Below are 18,184 nucleotides of genomic sequence, written 5' to 3'. Positions count from 1 at the left end.
AATCTACAGCATCTCAGTTTCATGGTAGAACCTTAAATCCAAGGTAGCTGACATGCAAGTAGAGAAAAAGGATGAGGAGCATCTTGGTATGCCCCTCGTGTACTGGCTCAGAAATTACTATCGTCGTAATTTTCTGCACCATCAGTAATGTCATATTCACGTTTTTGCAGGTACGCATCGCGAATAAACGTATATTTATCACCTGAAATTAACTTTTCTACCTGCAACAAGCCAGCCCGAGTATCAACGACACGGGTCAGATATAGCGCATTGCGAGCACCAGCATCATCAACCTGCATAACCGGGTCGATCATACTGTCAGGAATACGGCCCAAACCATCACGTACTGTAGCAGGGCCGAAGAACGGCAACACCACATAAGGGCCACTATCTACACCCCAATAACCCAGTGTTTGGCCAAAATCTTCCGGCTGTTTTTGAATACCCATCGGCGTAGCAACATCGATTAAACCCACCAAACCAAAGGTAGTGTTAAACCCTAAGCGCGCAGCACTAAGCAGCGCATTATCCACTTTACCCTGCAGCAGGTTGTTAAACACATTACTGACATCACCTAAATTGGCAAAGAAGTTTGTTACACCACGTTCAGCCAGATCGGGCATAACAACTTTGTAGCCTTTTGCGACAGGCTTCAGGGCGTAGGCATCCAGCCCCTCGTTGAAATTGAACATTGCACGGTTGAATCCCTGCCAGGGATCAGTGGTGTTTTCTTCTGCATTTACCGCAGAAGCCATCAGCACACTACACAGCAGCATTGTTATCCAACGAGCAAATGATGCTTTCATCGAAGAGTCCTTTATTTTCAAGCACAAGATTGCCCATTCTAGACAATTTATGCGCCGCAATAAATATATTGCGCTGCAAACAATGAAAAACAGGCAACAAAAAAGGCTCCCGTAGGAGCCTTTTTATCTAGAAGAGATCTAATCAGCTGATTAGAAGTCTACGCGGTAGCCTGCGATAGTACGATCGCCAGCAGTATCTTCGCTGTCGTTGTTTACATGTTCCAGGTAAACGCGACCACGACCCAGTTTCTGCTGGATACCAACGCCCCACTGTTTGAAGTCAGAGTCAGCCAGAGTGGTTTCAGATTCGAAGTCAGAGTAACGACCGTAGAAAGAGGTGCTGTTTACAGTGTAACGAGCAGCCAGTTCCCAAACGTCAGACTCAACAGCCTTAGAACCGTTAACATCTTCTTCTTCGTCTTCGTACTTAGCCATCAGCTCCAAGCCGTTAACTTTGTACTTAGCAGCGATACCCCAGATGTCGTTTTCGTTAACGGCACCATCATCAAAGCTAGCTACAGAACCAGACAGAGTGAAACCACCAACAGTGTAGGTAGCCGCAACGTTGTAGATATCTACATTGTCATCGTTAACACCGTTGTCGTCGTCATTATCACCCAGCAGGGCAGCACCAGCGATGAACTGGAAACCACCGATTTTTGGCGAAGCATAAGCAACAGTACCTTCAGTACGCTTCAGGTAGTGTCTAGTTTTACCAGTTGCACTATTACCCAGATTAAAGCGCTCGCCATAAGAACCATCGCCTGGGTTGAATACGTTAGTAGGCGAACTGATCAGCAGGTAGTGAGGCATATACTGCTTACCGATAGTTGCCTTACCCCAGTCACCCTGTGCACCGATGTACAGCAGACGTGCACGCAGCGTATCAGTCTGATCAGGATCGTCAGTACCGATTACCTGAGCTTCCCAGTGGAACAGGCCTTTAGTGTCCTGCAGACCCAGATCGATATCACCTTTAACACCCATACGGCTGGAGGTATCAACTACGTCGATATCACCATCAGTTTTGGCACCTGGAGCACCATCGTTACTAGTAGAAGCAACACCCATACGGAAAGAACCGTACAGAGTAGCGTCAGCCTGAGCAACCACTGGAGCAGTCATAGCACCGGCAACAGCCAGAGCGATAATTGACTTCTTCATCAACTTTTCCCCTTCGATTTTTTAATTCAACATACTAGGTTGTGAATCTTTATTTTTGCTTGGCATCTGAAGCCATGCCGCAGATACGCTATGAAAATACTATAAAAAAAATATATTTCAATTAAATGAAATGTTTTCCTTATAATACTTTCATCGAAACTTTTTTTACGACCCTCTGTCTGAAGCCTTTAAGTTCCACAAATATGTCCCTATTTTTTGCGCCTATCAACTTAAACATCACTACTGCCATTAAGTCGTAGACCCTCCGTATTACAGCACAAGCTCTAGATTGGTGCAACCAAATTTACTCTATAACTTTCCGATAGTTAAGTTAATTCCGGGACACCTTGCTGAGTGCAAAACTTTAGTAGTAGACAGTAGAACCACTTTAACCTCTGCAGCTTAACCTGCGCTGACCAACTGCCATTGTTGACGCAAACGTTTTTCCGATACCGGATACTGAGTCCCCAATTGCTGAGCAAACAATGAAACCCTGTATTCCTCTAACATCCAGCGGTACGTAATCAACTGGCGATCACACAGTCCCTGCTGGTTTCTTTCTGCCTGACGCGCCTCGTACTGTTGGAATAGCTGTTGTATCTGTTCACTTTGCAGCGTTTGCGCGCGCAGGTTCCGGCGAAACTTTTCCAACCTTGCTTCAATAGCTAACAGGTAACGCGGGTAGTGCTCAAGGTACTGCCATTCGGTATTGGCGATGAATTTTGCGCTGAACAACGCAGCAAGCTGCTGCTTGATATCATTCAACACTGTGACTTCATTGAGTTGCAGCTTACCTTTCAATTGTTTGTTAATACTGTGGGTCGTGGCAGCACACTGCTGTAGCCAGGCTAATAACACCTCATAACGCTCCACCAGGTTAGCCCGGCAGACCTCAAGACGTGCTTCAAATACCTGCTGAGTTCTTGGCAAGTCATCATCCACCCCCAGCAACTGCCGACAAGTCTGCAAAATCATTTGCTGTTGCAGTTCTGTGACCGACCAGGTTCCCCCTAGCTGTAACACCAGGGTTGCCAGGCGGTTTTGCTGTTTTTTCTGGCGTAGGTATTTCACCGGCTCTGTCAGCGCAAGCAGCGCCAACTGCACCACCCCCATTCGTGAGACCTGTTCGGCTTCTTCCATGGTGGCCTTTAAACACAGTGCTACGGTATCACCTCGTTCTTCCAGCGCCGGATAAGCTTCCACTTCCACACCAGCATACTGACTAATACGAACACTGGATTTAATTTCACCAAAATCCCAGCCCGTAATCGCCTCTTTACCCCACTGCTGCCGCGGCTGAACATTGAGTTGTTTTTCCACTTCATCAGCAAACTGCTGCTGTAGGGTTTGCCAACTCCGCGATTGGGCGACCAGTTCACCCTTCGCATCCAAGAGCCTGAGGTTCATGTAAAAGTGATCTGGCAAGGCCACCTGACGCAATTCATCTGGCTCCAGCCGCACGCCGCTCATACGTAACAAATGGTGCGCCAGTCGTTCATACAGATCACCTTCAGCAAACACCATGGCCTCAACAAATGCACGCGCATAATCCGGCACCGGCACAAAATGCTTACGGCGTTGTTTTGGCAGACCTTTAAGTAAGGCAATACACTTATCTTCCAACATACCGGGAACCAGCCATTCCATCTGCTGTAGCGGAAGCTGCTGCAACAATGGCAATGGCACCTGGAGAGAAACACCATCATCATCTGCACCCGGCGCAAAGTGATATGCGAGCCGCAGGCGGTGCGATTCCCACTGAAAGTAATCCGGATAGGCTGCGGCAGAGACGTGACCCGTAGAACGTTGCAGCACATCTTCTGCTGTCAGTTCCAGCATCTGCTGCTGCTCGGACGTCAACTGCCGGAACCACTTTTCAAATCCGGCGCCATTAACTACCGCCCGACCATCCAGCTGATACAAACGTTGCTGATAAAAGTCAAATAGCTGCTCCTCATCGACCAACAGGTCACGGCGGCGGGACTTTTCCTCTAATAAAGCGACACTTTCAAGCAACTGACGGTTTTGTTCGATAAAGGGTAAGCGAGCTTTAAACTGCCCTTCTACCAGCGCACCGCGAATCATGAGCTGATGGGAGACTTCAGGATCAATGACACCGTAATTGACACTGCGTTTCGGTATAATCACCAAACCGTAGAGCAGCACCTGTTCGGTAGCGACCACCTGGGCACGTTTTTGCTGCCAATGCGGCTCACTGTAATTACGTTTAACCAGATGACCCGCCAACGACTCTGCCCATTGCGGTTCAATTTTAGCGACACAGCGAGCATAGAGCTGACTTGTTTCAACCAGCTCAGCGGCCATAAGCCATTTTGGCGGCTTTTTATAAAGGCCAGATCCTGGGAACAACTGAAAGCGACGATTACGGGCACCAAGGTACTCTTTTTTCTCCTGTTTGAAGCCCATATGGCTAAGCAGCCCAGCCAACAGAGACCGATGCACCGGCGCATAATCAGCCGGATCCGGCCGCTCAATAAAGCTAGCCTCGCGCTTACTCAGATCACGGCAAAACAAATGCAACTGTCGATGTACATCGCGCCATTCACGCATCCGCATAAAGGAAAGGTAGTTTTTCTGACAAAACTGGCGCAACTGACTTTGACTCAGTGCCTGACGCTGCTCTTCATACAACTGCCAAAGGTTCACAAAAGTCAGGAAGTCTGATTCTTCATGCGCATAGCTACGATGTTTCTCATCACTGGCCTGTTGTTTGTCCGCAGGTCTTTCTCTTGGATCTTGCACACTTAGAGCACTGACAATGATCAAAACTTCGCGTAAACAATTATTCTGTGCAGCCTCCACAATCATACGGCCCAAACGAGGGTCAACCGGCAGACGAGACAACAGGTGCCCAACCCGGGTCATACGGCGCCTATCATCTACCGCACCCAGCTCCTGCAACAGCTTGAAGCCATCATTAATAAACCGACTGTCAGGCGGGTCGATAAACGGAAAATCCGCAATATCGCCCAGCTTCAACGCCAGCATCTGCAAAATCACCGCCGCCAAATTGGTCCGGCGAATTTCCGCATCGGTATAGTCTGGCCGTGCGGTAAAATCTGCTTCGCTATATAAGCGGATACAGATGCCCGCAGCCACACGTCCACAACGACCCGCGCGCTGGTTGGCGCTGGCTTTTGATACCGCTTCAATCGGTAATCGCTGCACTTTTGAACGGTAGCTATAACGACTAATACGCGCTGTGCCGGTATCTACCACATAGCGAATACCCGGCACAGTCAAAGAGGTTTCTGCCACATTGGTGGCCAGCACAATACGCCGGCCGCGCCGCGTCTGGCTGTTAAATACCCGGTTTTGTTCTGCCAAACTCAACCGCGCATAGAGCGGCAAGATTTCGGTATGTTTCAACGCCGCTGAGAATGTCTGAGCTTTGCGCAGGTAAGTTGCTGCTTCCCGTATCTCTCGCTCGCCACTGAGAAACACCAGCACATCACCAGGCCCATGTCCTGCTGGTTCTGTTGCAACCAGCGTTTCGATTGCCCCGAGAATCTGCCCTGGCATTGAATCGCTTTCACCATCATCAATATCCGCCTGGTAGATCACCTCAACCGGATAGGTTCTGCCTGACACCTCAATGATGGGGGCCCCATCAAAATGTTTAGAAAAACGTTCCAGGTCGATGGTTGCCGAGGTAATTAACAGTTTAAGATCAGGCCGTTTGGGTAATAACTGCTTCAGATAACCCAATAGGAAGTCGATATTGAGGCTCCGCTCATGCGCCTCATCAATAATAATCACTTCATAGTCCAGCAACATAGGATCTGACTGGATCGCCGCCAACAACAGACCATCTGTCATCAGTTTAACCTGAGTACTGGCACTTACCTCTTCATGAAAACGTACCTGATACCCCACCCGCTGACCCAAGGCGCCATCCAGTTCTTCAGCAATACGGTTCGCCACTGTCCGAGCTGCCAAACGCCGCGGCTGCGTGTGGCCTACCAAGCCCCGTTGCCCAAACCCTAACTCGAGGCACATTTTAGGCAACTGGGTGGTTTTACCTGATCCGGTCTCCCCGGCCACAACCACCACCTGGTGTGCAGCAATCGCCTGTTTGATCTCATCTTTTTTGAGCGAGACCGGCAAGTTCGGGTAGTTGATCTTATCCGGCCAGTGACGCGCCGCAACCGACTCCAGTGAGCGGCTGACCCTTGTCTGCAGTTCTGCCAACATACGGTCGGCCGGCTGACCGCGCTTGAGACGCTGTTTAGCCGTAGTATATTTACGCTCCAGCCATTCCTGATCTTTGATCAGGCACTGTGCAAACTGTAACTTCAGCTCATTGAGCAAGGACGCAGACATGGAATTCCTGTCACCAGATAAAACAGACAGGCATTATAAGCAGCGATAACTTAAGCACAACCTAAGGTGGCCGCTGGCCATAACAGCTAAACTTTGTAGAGAACCCAATGTCGAATAGCCATATTCACCCAGCCAGACTGAACCAATAACATGACATCAATGCCACAACCCCAGTCATCCAAACAGCCAACCAAGAGCCAGGCACTTGTACTGGTGATTGAAGATGATCCGCATATTGCCAACCTGGTCCAGGCTTATCTGGAACATGCAGGTATGACCGCCCTCGTCACCCACGATGGCGAACAGGGTTTACAGCTTGCACTGGCACAGCTGCCCAACCTGATTATTCTTGACCTCATGCTGCCCGGCCTTGATGGCTGGGAAGTACTACAGCAATTACGTACTCAATCAGATATTCCGGTGCTTATGTTGACGGCTCGAGGAGAAGAGGCAGACCGGGTACAAGGGTTTGCGCTTGGCGCAGATGATTATGTGGTCAAACCGTTCAGCCCCAATGAGCTTATGGGCCGGGTTCATGCCATTTTACGCCGGGTGCGCCAAGTACATCACCATGATCACAAGCTTAGGCATGGCAATCTGCTGATCGATCAACAGGCACATCAGGTTCGGGTTGGCCATGAAACCCTGCCCCTGACACCGACTGAGTACCGACTATTGGAAGCCCTGATGCAGCAACCCGGCAAGGTGTTATCCCGGGTGGAGTTACTCGGATCAATTAACACCAACGGTGAGGTCGTAGTGGATCGGGTTATTGATGTGCATGTGGGAAAACTACGCCGCAAACTGGAGTCTGAAACTCAGGCGGATGTTTGTATCGAAACAGTGCGCGGCATTGGTTATCGCTTATCGACTCCGCAGCTAACTACAGCAGGTTCAAACCAATGAAACATCGCCTTCTCTGGAAATTCCTCGGTATCAATGTTGCTGTCATCTCAACACTGATGATTGTGGTCTGGTGTGCCATTGATTACCTGGCGGCAGATTATTTTATGGTGCTGATGAATCAGTACCATATCGAACCCGGCGATGCCCATAACCTGTTCCTGAATACAGTACACCGCTATCTGATATGGGGCTCTGCCCTGGGTCTATTTCTGTCTTTGGTATTAAGCTTCTTGCTCACTAGGCGACTACTGAGACCCCTGTCCAGAATGGCGGACGCTACCCGCAGTCTAGCCGCTGGTGATTATCAGGTTAAGGTCCCTGTAGAGGGTAATGACGAAACCGCTCAACTGGCAGAATCTTTTAACCAAATGGCCTGCGCACTGGCACGTATTGAGTATCTGAGAGAACAGATGGTAGCCGATGCTGCACATGAGTTAAGAACCCCTCTCAGTAACATCCAGGGGTACTTGGAAGCGATGCGTGATGGTGTCATCGAACCCAGCGCTGACACCCTGAATATGCTGCATGGCGAAGTACTACGTCTCGCCAAGTTAGCTGAGTCACTGCTTAACCTGGCCCGGGCTGATGCCGCTTGCGCTGACCTGAATGTACAAACCGTCTCTATCAGCCAGATGATTGCTGAAGCCATCGATTTGGGTCGACCGCAACTGGAACTGCGCCAGCTTAAACCCGAACTGCAACTGGCCAAAGAGTGTGATCTTATCTCTGTTGATCCGGACAAATTAAGACAGGTACTGCGCAACCTGGTGGAAAACGCCGGGCATTACGCAACTGAAGGTGGCCGCTTAAAAGTTAAACTCTCTCAGTCACGGCAGGGACTGAAGCTATGCTTCAGTAATGATGGACAAACGTTTAGTAACGAAGATGCCAGCTATATATTTGAACGCTTTTACCGTGCCGACCGCTCTCGTGGCCGGGGATATGGGGTCGCAGGACTGGGTCTGGCCATTGTCAAAGAGTTGGTTGAAGCACATGGCGGTGAAGTGGGTGCGAAAGCCGATGCGACCGGCATGACGCACATCTGGCTATGGTTACCAGGCGAGCTTCTGGTATCAACTAAGACGTCGCCACTTGCTCCGGGCATATCACTGCCGCAATCCGTTATCGCGGCCACCGAATAACTTAAAGGTGACGCCGCTGACGTTGCGCTTTACGAATCGCTTCTTTGCGCAAAATCTGGTGCTGTATTTTACCCACATCTGATTTTGGCAACGTGGTACAAAACTCCACCAGACGAGGTACTTTGTAGGCGGTTAAGCGTTCCCGGCAATAATCCCGAACCTGTTTCACTGTCAGCCGCCGGCTGATACTGACCACAAACAGCTTAATCACTTCACCTGCGGCGGTATCCGGCAACCCTACCACTGCACATTCCAGAATATCCGGATGGCTACTGATAATATTTTCCAACTCTTGCGGATACACCGGAAAACCACTGATGTTGAGCACATCCTGTTTGCGGCCAATAAATTTCAGGGTACCGTCTAGACAGGCGCGAACAATGTCCCCCGTAGCCAGCCAGCCATCTGAAGTAATACCGCTGTTTTCATATCCCCAGTAACCTTGCATCACTTGTGGCCCCCGCACAAAAAGCTCACCGCTTTCTCCCGCATTCAGCACTTCGCCCTGTTCACTCATGATACGAATTTCGGTTAACGGCAGGGGGGCACCTATCGATCCTGCTTTCACTTGGCGCGGATCATTTAACGCCACGGTAGGCGAGGCTTCTGTCAGCCCGTAACCTTGTGAAATTTCGGTGCCGGTAATCTCCTGCCACCGCTGTGAAACTGATTGCACCAAAGGCATACCGCCCGACACCACCAGTTTTAAGTGACTGAAATCTAACTGTTGGAACTGTGGGTGCTGGCACAAGGCAACAAACAAACTGTTTAACCCAGACATACAGCTGAACTTAAGAGGCTTAATAACCCGTACCATACCGTCCGTATCCCAGGGGTATGTGATCAGGATACTCTGCGCCGCCATCATTGGCTGAACGATGCAATAAAACGTAAAGCCGTAAATATGCGTCATCGGCAATGGCGAAACACAGGATTCCTGCCCTTGCACCAGAAAACCCTGCAAACGCTGTTTTATCTGTAATGCATTGGCAATCAAATTACGATGGGTCAATATCACCCCTCGCGGTGACATACGCGAACCGGAGGTAAACTGAATCAAAGCAGGATCATCTTGCCGTACCAGACAGTCATGGGGACGCCTTCGGCCACCCAACTGCAACGCCTTTCTCAGACTCATGGCATGAGGTAAGTCATAAGGCGGGACATGCTTCCTCAAATAACGGTTAATCATATACAGCCGTAACCGTTGTGGGCAGGGGTGCAGATCACCAGGATGGGTAACAATCACATACCTGATTTGTGACGGTGGCAACACCCGGCTCAACTGAGCAGCGCAGTTGGCAAACACCACCACCGCTCTGACACCTGTCTCCTGCAGGCGCTGACTCAGATCATCGTCACTGCCATGCGGGTTTAAATTAACCACCACTAAGCCCGCCTGCCAGGCACCATATACCACCACTGGATATTGCAGCAGATTCGGCATTTGAATGCCGATACGATCACCGGGGCGAAGGTCTGTTGAGTGTTGCAGATAGGCAGCAAAGCGCCGGGCATACTTGTGAACATCAGAGAAGCTGAGGCTACCGCCCAGATTAGTAAAAGCAGGGTGGTCCGCAAAGCCCACCCAGTGCTTATCCAACAGGTCCGGCAAGTGCCGGTATTGGTCTATATCAGTTAACTGCAGGGCTTGCATATTATGCTTATCATTATATCCCTGAACAAAACATCATTCGGCCTGGGGAATACCACGGACGAAGGTCACCATCTCACCCGGTTGAATCGACTGCCAAACTTCATCATGAGTCAGCGGCTCGGTCGCAACCACAGTAACAATGTCATTAGGGGTGGTTTCTTCACAAAAATCAACTTTCATATCGCAATCAAGCAAAGAGGCTTTGCCAAAAGGCGCTTTACGCGTAATCCAGGAAAGCTTACTGCTACAGAAAGCAAAAAGATGAACCGATTCTGACAACAACATGTTGTAGACACCCAGCTGCTGCAGTTGCTGACACTTCTCACGAATAAAACGGTATAGCATGCGCGAATCATTGGGCTGATGCGTAAAACGCTCCCGAATCTCACCCAACAGCCAACAAAAGGCATACTCGCTGTCGGTGGTGCCCACCGGTTCATAGAACTTCAATGTCAATTCAAACAAAGCATCACTGAGCTGGCCATTATGGGCAAAGGTCCATGTATAACCCCAAAGTTCACGCTGAAACGGATGGGTATTTTCCAGACAAACACGACCCACATTGGCTTGCCGGATATGACTAATCACCACATGACTTTTAATGGGGTGTTCACAAATCAAAGAAGCGATCTTAGACTCAACGCTGGGTTGTGGGTCATGAAAACAACGGGCGCCCTTACCTTCATAAAAGGCAATACCCCAACCATCACGGTGTGGGCCGGTTTCACCACCACGGCGCATCAGACCAGCAAAGCTGAAACAGATATCGGTGGGTACATTGGCACTCATACCCAGCAGTTCACACATACTGCCCCCTGATTTAATTCAGTCAGACTTTACGATCTGAAACCACTTTATCGGGCAAACTATCAATTGCATCTACGCCAGACTTACCAGCTTGCACCGACTCTGCGGCACCTTTATCAGGTAAATTTTTTACGTTTTCCTTGATCCGCCGTTCGCCGATAAAACAACCTCGCGGACTGATAGACAACTCGACACTTTCAACCGTCGCATGTACCTTACCACCCGCTTCGACGTGAATTTCATCACAGATGACTTCACCCTCTAACAGGCCACAGACATCAATACTACGCGCCTTGATCAAGCCTTTGACATGCCCCGCTTTACCAATGGTAATACTGTCCAGTGACGAGATATTACCTTCAAAAATACCGTCAATGTGCATCTTGCCAACGATACTCATGTCACCGCAAAACTTATTGCCCTGTGCAATTATAGTAATGGCTGACGGCGCTGATTTAGCGGGTACATTTCTTTTAATGATGCCCATTTCACACCTTTTACCTTTTCAAACAGTGAATCAAAGTCGGTGATGCTCCAGGCCAAAAACGGACCCGGATCCAAAGCACGATAGAGATAACGGACCTCGTAATGCAGATGTGGCCCAGTGGACCGCCCCGTATTACCACTCAATCCAATCAATTGGCCTTTGGTAACAAACTCCCCGCTTTTCACTTTTATTTTGTCTAAATGCCCGTAATAGGTTTTAAACCCGAAATTGTGCTGTAAAACGATCAGTTTGCCATATCCGCTGCTCTTCTGGTACGCAGCCGTATCCACTACACCATCGGCGGTGGCATATACCGGAGTACCCCGGTTTGCCTTAAAGTCGATGCCATTATGCATGGTCCGCTTATGACTGACAGGGTGGGTACGCATCCCAAACTTGTCCGATACCCGCAGCGCCTGAATCGGTAGCCCGTTGGGAATATTGTGCAGAAAAAACAGTCGTTCGGTTGCCGCCAGTTTAAGTGCTTCAGCACGCTCCAGCGTCATGGACTCTGAAGCATTCAGCCCCAGCAGGTTTTCCAGCATATACAGGGAAGAATCCAGAGTTTCATTCAGCTCACCCACCCGTTGATTCTCTTCATGCAACTCATCACGCTCAGTTTTCAGTACATTAAGTGTACTACCGAGGGTTTCCAGTTCATTTTTGTAGAGTTGTTGCGTGCCCAACAGGTACTCGTAATTTTCCGTCAATTCCTGATGGTCTTCTTCCAGTATGGCAAGGTCTTCGGTAGTCGCCATTAATAAAGCATTAGACACAAAGAAGCTTAAAGCAGACAGCAGAATGAATAAAAGCAGCAAATACCTTGCTACCTGATTAAGCGTATACTGGCGTGATCCATACACCGTGGTCAGCGTGATAACCAGCTTATTTCGCAAAACAGCAACCCAATTTACACCCTGATAAGCTTATTAGTTACAGGTGGTTTATTTTTATTCACACCTGGTAACAGGCGTGTCATCAGCGGGTAATATAGCGACTTTAGTCTGGCTCGCCTAGAGCCGCATGGTCGAAGAGGCGAGCTACTTTCAGACTATAAACCAGAATCATGGTTATGCTTTATTCGCCCTGCTCTTTGCCACCCACACTTGGCGCATGCTGCAAAATACAATCAGCCAGTCTTGAGAACGGCAGACTTTGAATCCAGACCGTGCCGGTACCCTTAAGGGTGGTCAACCACAAGCCTTCGCCACCAAACAGCATGGACTTCAACCCCCGTACCATTTGAATGTCATAATCAATACCACTGGTGAATCCCACCAAACAGCCAGTATCGACCCTCAGAGTGCTATCGTTCAGCTGTTTGCGCACCACCGTACCGCCAGCCTGAATAAACGCCAGACCATCACCGCTTAACCGCTGCAGGATAAAACCTTCACCGCCAAAGAAGCCCGCGCCCAGGCGGCGTGACAATGCAATATCAACCTGAGTCCCCAGAGCGGCACATAGAAATGCATCTTTCTGGCAGATCACCTCGCCGCCTAACTGCCCCAGATCGAGGGCCACGATATTACCCGGATAGGGGGCAGCAAACGCCAGTGCACGCTTTTCATCCGCCTGATTTTCAAAGTGCGTCATAAACAGAGATTCACCGGTAATCAGACGCTTGCCCGCAGAAAACAGTTTACCGAACACGCCCTGATCCGCAGCAGAACCATCGCCCATACAGGTTTCATACTGAATCCCCTCCTCCATGTAATTCATGGTCCCGGCCTCAGCCACAACCTTCTCACCTGGGTCAAGCTCTACCTCAAGCACCTGCAAGGCCTCACCGATGATTTTGTAGTCAATCTCATGACTGTGCATAACTCACCTCCTTGAAAATCAATAACGCATCACACCCCCTGAGCTAAAAGCTGTCAAGCCCACAGCCGCCATAACCAGTATTTGCTCGTCATTAAGCTGTTCTACACTGACTAAAACCGAACAGACAATCGAGCCTATGCCAAATCCTGCCCTGTATTTTTCCGACGCATTTGCCCAGTCTGACCTGACAAGCCTCTGGCAGCAGATCGATGCCTATTACCTGTGTAGTGAAGAGACGCTGATACAGGCGCTGCTGCCTCTACTGGATGAGCCGCCTACCGTACTCCAGCAAGCGAAGGATTGGGTTGAAACCATCCGCAGTGAGCCACAGCCTGGACTGGCTATCGCCACACTGATGCAACAGTTCAACCTCGCCAGTAAAGAGGGGTTAGCGCTCATGACCCTGGCAGAAGCACTGCTGCGCATACCGGATGAAGCGGGCGCATTGGCCTTATTACAGGACAAATTAGCATTACTGGATCTGCAGCACTTACATCAGCAGCATGATTTGAAACAAAGCCATATCTGGGCCATAGCCCTGGCACAACAACTGGTGACTGATACAGATTCCCCCTCCGGTTTGCTGGGTCAGTTATGGCGCAAAATGGAACATAAAACCCTGCTGGCTGCCGTGCGCAAAGCGATGCACCTGCTGGGAGACCAATTTGTATTTGCTGAAAATATCGAGGACGCCCTACAGCAACAATATGATCTGACAGCCCCTTTGACACGCTACTCCTTTGATATGCTGGGTGAGGCCGCGATATGTAAAGCCGATGTAGATCAATACTTTACCGCCTACCTGAACGCCATCATTGCCACCGGTCGCAATGATAATAAGGCGCAGTGCAGCATCTCCATTAAACTGTCAGCCCTCTGTGCACGTTATGAAAATTTCCAGCAGGAGAAAGCAATCCGCCAGATCGGTGACCGGATGTTACAACTGCTGCTACAAGCACGTAATCTGGATGTTGCCATTACTCTGGATGCGGAAGAAGCCCATCGTCTGGAACTGTCACTGCAGATTTTTTCCGAACTGCTACAAACCGATATTTGCCAGGGCTGGGGCGGACTGGGACTGGCGGTGCAGGCCTACAGCAAACGTGCTTTACCGACTTTAGGCTGGTTGGAGCAACTGGCTAAGCACACAAAAACGCCTATTCCTGTGCGCCTGGTCAAGGGTGCCTACTGGGATACAGAAATTAAACTGGCACAGCAACAGGGACTGACAGATTACCCGGTATTTACCGATAAAGCCGCCACCGACCTGAACTATCAGGTCTGCGCCAGATTCCTGCTCAGCGAGCAGTGCCAGTTTTTACAACCACAATTTGCCAGCCATAATGCGTATACCCTCAGTGCCTTGTGCCACATACCGACAACCAAAACATTTGAACTACAGCGGCTGCATGGCATGGGTGAACAGTTACATCAACAGTTAAACCAGCAGTTCGCAATCCCCACGCGCATCTACGCCCCCATCGGCAGCTATAGTACCTTACTGCCCTACTTGGTCCGTCGCCTGATGGAGAATGGCGCCAGCGCGTCCTTTGTTTTTCAATTACATCAACCTGCAAACGCATCGATTGAACTGCTCACGCCTATCAGGCAACAGCTGCAATCGAACCAGCAACCCATTCCTTTGCCACAGGATGTATTTCAGCCCTTAAGAGATAACTCACCGGGCCTTAATAGCGGTTCACTGTCTACGCTAAGCAGCCATTACCGTGCGCTGTCGCAACCGATGCCACTGTATGAGTGTCATCCAATGGTTGGCGGAGCTATTCACGAAGGAAATGACTTGCTGTCGGTCTATAGCCCCCATGACCAGCAGCGCCTTTTAGGCTACCGCAATCTTTGTACGGAGCAGCAGATCGGCGAAGCGCTCGCCTGTGCAGAGCACTTCCTGCCCACCTGGCGACAATACTCGTTAACCCAGCGCAGCCAGGTGCTCGAAAACTACGCCACGTTGCTGGCTAGCAACGCCGCCACACTGATACCTCTCTGTATGGCTGAGGCTGGGAAAACCCTGTCTGATGCCATTGATGAACTGCGTGAAGCGATCGACTTCTGCTATTACTATGCCAAACTCGCCCATGCCCAACTCAGCCCGCTGCAACTGGCGGCAGTTACCGGAGAAGAAAACACGCTGCGTTATCAAGGCAAGGGGATCTTTCTCTGTATCAGCCCCTGGAATTTTCCACTGGCCATTTTTACCGGGCAGATCGCGGCAGCATTGGTCACCGGTAATTGCGTGCTGACCAAACCGGCCTCTGCCACATCACTGCTCGCAGCCCAGGCCGTCAAACTGTGGATTGAAGCGGGCGTACCGCCTGAAGCACTGCAGTTCATTCCTTACCGGGGTGGCGAACACACCCAGCGTTTATTGCAGGACTCACGCCTGTCCGGTGTCGCATTTACCGGTTCAACCGCCGTGGCAGCGACATTAAACCAACAACTTGGTCAACGCAGCACGGCACCCATTGCCAGCCTGATTGCCGAAACCGGGGGCATCAATGCGATGCTGGTTGACAGCTCTGCCCTACCGGAACAAGTGATCCGGGATGTATTACGTTCAGCCTTTAATAGCGCAGGCCAGCGTTGTTCCGCACTGCGGGTGCTTTATCTGCAACGAGACATTGCCGACGCTCTTGAGAACCGTCTGACCGGTGCCATGCAGGAGCTGTGTATAGGCGACCCAATGCTGAGCAGCACCGATATCGGTCCGGTAATTGATACCCGCGCACAAATGAAGATTTTCGAGCATATTGAGCGCCAGCGGCTAGCTGGCCGACTGCTGTTTGAAATGACCCTGCCAGAAGCCACCGATAGCGGCTGTTTTGTGCCGCCAACCCTGATCCGCCTGCATAGCCTGGATGAACTGACTGAAGAGGTTTTCGGACCGGTATTGCATATTATCCGTTACGATCAGGACCAGTTGGATCGGGTCCTGGCAGAGATATCACGCAGCGGCTTTGGCCTGACACTGGGAATCCACTCTCGTAACGACAACATCATCGATACCATCTGTAATGCAGTTGATGTCGGTAACATCTATATCAACCGGGATCAGGTGGGCGCGGTGGTTGCTGCACAGCCCTTTGGCGGCATGGGTTTGTCCGGTACCGGGCCCAAAGCCGGTGGCCCGAACTACCTCAAAGCGTTTTGCCGTGAACAGACTATCTGCCGCAATACCACCGCCGAGGGCGGTGACCGTGAACTGCTTAGCTAGCGCTTAGCTGGGCTGCACCACATAACAGGGTTTGTAATCGCGATGATTCAGCTTCATACGGCGCTGCTCAACAAACGACTGCAGTAATAGATCCAGAGGTTTCATCAGGCTGGACTCACCACAAATCTGAAACGGGCCACCCTCTTCAATAGCACGTATACCCTGTTCTTTCACGTTACCCGCCACGATACCGGACAGCGCACAGCGCAGATTAGCCGCCAGCAAGTAGTCAGGTTGATCACGGCTTAGGTTCAACAAACTCATATTGGCGTGACTCGGCTCAAACGGTTGCTGAAATTCGCCTGGAATATGCATCTGCCAGTTAAAATGGAACGACTCACCCGTAGCCTTGCGGTACTCAGTGACCTGCTGCAACCCCTCTTTCATACGGCTGGCTGCGTCATGAGGGTCCGCCACCACTATTTGATACCGACTCGCCGCCTTGTCCCCCAATGTTTCACGGATAAACGCATCCACGGATGCCAGATAAGCCGCACTGGATTCCGGGCCGGTAAGAATCAGCGGAAATGGCAGGTGGGTATTTTTTTCATGTAGCAGGATTCCCAGTATATAAAGGATCTCCTCCATGGTACCGGCCCCGCCGGGAAACACGATAATGCCGTGACCTAGGCGCACAAACGCCTCTAGGCGTTTTTCGATATCCGGCATAATCAGCAGTTCATTAACGATGGGATTAGGACTTTCTGCGGCAATAATACCGGGCTCGGAAATCCCGACATAACGCCCATCCCGAATACGTTGCTTAGCGTGAGCAATGGTCGCGCCTTTCATCGGCCCCTTCATGGCACCGGGACCACAACCGGTACAGATATTTAGACTGCGCAGGCCCAGCTCATAGCCAACTTTTTTGGTGTATTCATACTCAGTGCGGTTTATGGAATGGCCGCCCCAGCACACCACCAAGTCGGGTTTGACATGCGGCCGAATGGCATCAGCATGACGCAGGATATGGAATACCATATTGGTGGTCAGCTCTCCATCCTGCATATCAGGGCAGCACTGATCCAGCTCATCACCGACATACAAAAGATCACGCAGCACCGAAAATAGATGTTCACGAATACCGGTAATAATCTCACCATCAACAAAGGCGGTGGCCGGTGCATTGACCAACTCCAGCTGCACCCCCCGGTGCTTCTGAGTGATGCGGATATCAAAATTGCGGTGTTTCTCTAACACCCGTTTGGTGCTGTCATCCTGGCTTCCGCTATTCAGCACCGCCAGAGCGCATTTACGAAACAGGTTATAGAGACCGCCGTTGCTGGCATCCCGCAGTTTTTCCACTTCATATGGGGTCAGACTATTCAGGCTTTCTAATGGGGTAACACTGGTGGTAATAAATTGTTCCGTCATCATGCTTAATCCACCTCACGCTGAGTCACCTAATGTGATCTCGTTATGCACTGAATATAGAGCAGCCCTGAAAAAATGGCAAAATCAGTATATAAATCAACCACTTTTAGGTTATTTTTTGATCACAAAACACCGTTTTAGTTCAGCCCTTTACTTACAGAGTCGTCGCATAGCCAACAAAAGTCGCGGGTTCAGACAACGATAAAAAAAAGCCTTGTGTTTATCTGGCAACAGGGGTTAACTAAAAAAAACCGACGATGGCGTGATCGTCGATAAATGATTTCTTGTTGACCGATGGCAACCGTGCCCAAACGGGTGCAGGGCCTTCTGGAGAGCGCAGATCCACTGTGGATTACTGTCACGACCAACCGATCAAAACACCACTTACGGCATCCCCGCTGACCTGCCGCCTTGCGCCTCCTGCTGACTCTTTTTTATCAC

At 50.3% G+C, this 18,184-nt stretch carries 12 protein-coding genes; 3 read left to right on the top strand and 9 right to left on the bottom strand.

From position 1 onward, the window contains the following. Window positions 1-107: 107 nt before the first annotated feature. From ACFVYJ_RS01445 to hrpA, 3 genes are all read right to left on the bottom strand, one after another. Window positions 108-806: an MlaA family lipoprotein gene (locus tag ACFVYJ_RS01445; protein ID WP_419414402.1), complete on the bottom strand. Its 699-nt coding sequence runs from the start codon at window positions 804-806 to the stop codon at window positions 108-110. A gap of 150 nt (window positions 807-956) precedes the next feature. After that, the gene (locus tag ACFVYJ_RS01440; RefSeq protein WP_419414401.1) at window positions 957-1,970 is read right to left on the bottom strand and encodes a porin; all 1,014 of its coding nucleotides are present in this window, start codon (window positions 1,968-1,970) and stop codon (window positions 957-959) included. A 402-nt stretch (window positions 1,971-2,372) separates the two neighbouring features. Further along, window positions 2,373-6,314, bottom strand: coding sequence for an ATP-dependent RNA helicase HrpA (hrpA, locus tag ACFVYJ_RS01435; RefSeq protein WP_419414400.1), 3,942 nt, complete (start codon window positions 6,312-6,314; stop codon window positions 2,373-2,375). A 150-nt stretch (window positions 6,315-6,464) separates the two neighbouring features. Here hrpA and ACFVYJ_RS01430 point away from each other — a divergent pair, with 150 nt between their 5' ends. Beyond that, window positions 6,465-7,220 (top strand): response regulator transcription factor, encoded by a 756-nt coding sequence (locus ACFVYJ_RS01430; RefSeq protein WP_419414399.1) that lies wholly within the window; start codon window positions 6,465-6,467, stop codon window positions 7,218-7,220. Continuing rightward, window positions 7,217-8,362: a HAMP domain-containing sensor histidine kinase gene (locus tag ACFVYJ_RS01425; RefSeq protein ID WP_419414398.1), complete on the top strand. Its 1,146-nt coding sequence runs from the start codon at window positions 7,217-7,219 to the stop codon at window positions 8,360-8,362. The genes ACFVYJ_RS01430 and ACFVYJ_RS01425 overlap by 4 nt, the downstream gene beginning before the upstream one ends. Window position 8,363: 1 nt before the next feature. Here the strand turns inward: ACFVYJ_RS01425 and ACFVYJ_RS01420 are convergent, their stop codons facing one another. From ACFVYJ_RS01420 to ACFVYJ_RS01400, 5 genes are all read right to left on the bottom strand, one after another. Continuing rightward, window positions 8,364-10,019, bottom strand: coding sequence for an AMP-binding protein (locus ACFVYJ_RS01420; protein ID WP_419414397.1), 1,656 nt, complete (start codon window positions 10,017-10,019; stop codon window positions 8,364-8,366). A gap of 33 nt (window positions 10,020-10,052) precedes the next feature. Continuing rightward, on the bottom strand, window positions 10,053-10,826 hold the full coding sequence (locus ACFVYJ_RS01415; RefSeq protein WP_419414396.1) for a class II glutamine amidotransferase: 774 nt from the start codon (window positions 10,824-10,826) through the stop codon (window positions 10,053-10,055). Window positions 10,827-10,848: 22 nt separating this feature from the next. Then, window positions 10,849-11,226: a bactofilin family protein gene (locus tag ACFVYJ_RS01410; RefSeq protein WP_419414395.1), complete on the bottom strand. Its 378-nt coding sequence runs from the start codon at window positions 11,224-11,226 to the stop codon at window positions 10,849-10,851. A 29-nt stretch (window positions 11,227-11,255) separates the two neighbouring features. After that, the gene (locus tag ACFVYJ_RS01405) at window positions 11,256-12,209 is read right to left on the bottom strand and encodes a M23 family metallopeptidase (protein WP_419414394.1); all 954 of its coding nucleotides are present in this window, start codon (window positions 12,207-12,209) and stop codon (window positions 11,256-11,258) included. A gap of 181 nt (window positions 12,210-12,390) precedes the next feature. Beyond that, window positions 12,391-13,137: a TIGR00266 family protein gene (locus ACFVYJ_RS01400; protein WP_419414393.1), complete on the bottom strand. Its 747-nt coding sequence runs from the start codon at window positions 13,135-13,137 to the stop codon at window positions 12,391-12,393. A 136-nt stretch (window positions 13,138-13,273) separates the two neighbouring features. Between ACFVYJ_RS01400 and putA the strand changes: the two genes are divergently transcribed. Beyond that, a complete protein-coding gene (gene putA, locus ACFVYJ_RS01395; RefSeq protein WP_419414392.1) occupies window positions 13,274-16,369 on the top strand; it encodes a bifunctional proline dehydrogenase/L-glutamate gamma-semialdehyde dehydrogenase PutA in 3,096 nt (1,031 codons plus the stop codon). Between the two features lie 3 nt (window positions 16,370-16,372). On the opposite strand, the gene ppnN is transcribed toward putA, so the two are convergent. Next, a complete protein-coding gene (gene ppnN, locus ACFVYJ_RS01390; RefSeq protein ID WP_419414391.1) occupies window positions 16,373-17,746 on the bottom strand; it encodes a nucleotide 5'-monophosphate nucleosidase PpnN in 1,374 nt (457 codons plus the stop codon). Window positions 17,747-18,184: the final 438 nt, after the last annotated feature.

Origin of the sequence: Pontibacter sp. JAM-7 (genome assembly GCF_048548695.2) — a bacterium.
Classification (GTDB): Bacteria; Pseudomonadota; Gammaproteobacteria; order Pseudomonadales; family Balneatricaceae; genus Neptuniibacter.
The sequence above is the reverse complement of the archived record's forward strand: the minus strand, read 5'-3'. Positions and strand labels throughout refer to the sequence as shown.

Excerpts from the sequence above, each read along its gene's own strand:
- ACFVYJ_RS01400 (WP_419414393.1), bottom strand. The coding sequence starts at position 13,137 with ATGCACAGTCATGAGATTGACTACAAAATCATCGGTGAGGCCTTGCAG.
- ACFVYJ_RS01430 (WP_419414399.1), top strand. The coding sequence starts at position 6,465 with ATGACATCAATGCCACAACCCCAGTCATCCAAACAGCCAACCAAGAGC.
- ACFVYJ_RS01440 (WP_419414401.1), bottom strand. The coding sequence starts at position 1,970 with ATGAAGAAGTCAATTATCGCTCTGGCTGTTGCCGGTGCTATGACTGCT.
- hrpA (WP_419414400.1), bottom strand. The coding sequence starts at position 6,314 with ATGTCTGCGTCCTTGCTCAATGAGCTGAAGTTACAGTTTGCACAGTGC.
- ACFVYJ_RS01410 (WP_419414395.1), bottom strand. The coding sequence starts at position 11,226 with ATGAGTATCGTTGGCAAGATGCACATTGACGGTATTTTTGAAGGTAAT.
- ppnN (WP_419414391.1), bottom strand. The coding sequence starts at position 17,746 with ATGATGACGGAACAATTTATTACCACCAGTGTTACCCCATTAGAAAGC.
- ACFVYJ_RS01420 (WP_419414397.1), bottom strand. The coding sequence starts at position 10,019 with ATGCAAGCCCTGCAGTTAACTGATATAGACCAATACCGGCACTTGCCG.
- ACFVYJ_RS01425 (WP_419414398.1), top strand. The coding sequence starts at position 7,217 with ATGAAACATCGCCTTCTCTGGAAATTCCTCGGTATCAATGTTGCTGTC.
- putA (WP_419414392.1), top strand. The coding sequence starts at position 13,274 with ATGCCAAATCCTGCCCTGTATTTTTCCGACGCATTTGCCCAGTCTGAC.
- ACFVYJ_RS01445 (WP_419414402.1), bottom strand. The coding sequence starts at position 806 with ATGAAAGCATCATTTGCTCGTTGGATAACAATGCTGCTGTGTAGTGTG.
- ACFVYJ_RS01415 (WP_419414396.1), bottom strand. The coding sequence starts at position 10,826 with ATGTGTGAACTGCTGGGTATGAGTGCCAATGTACCCACCGATATCTGT.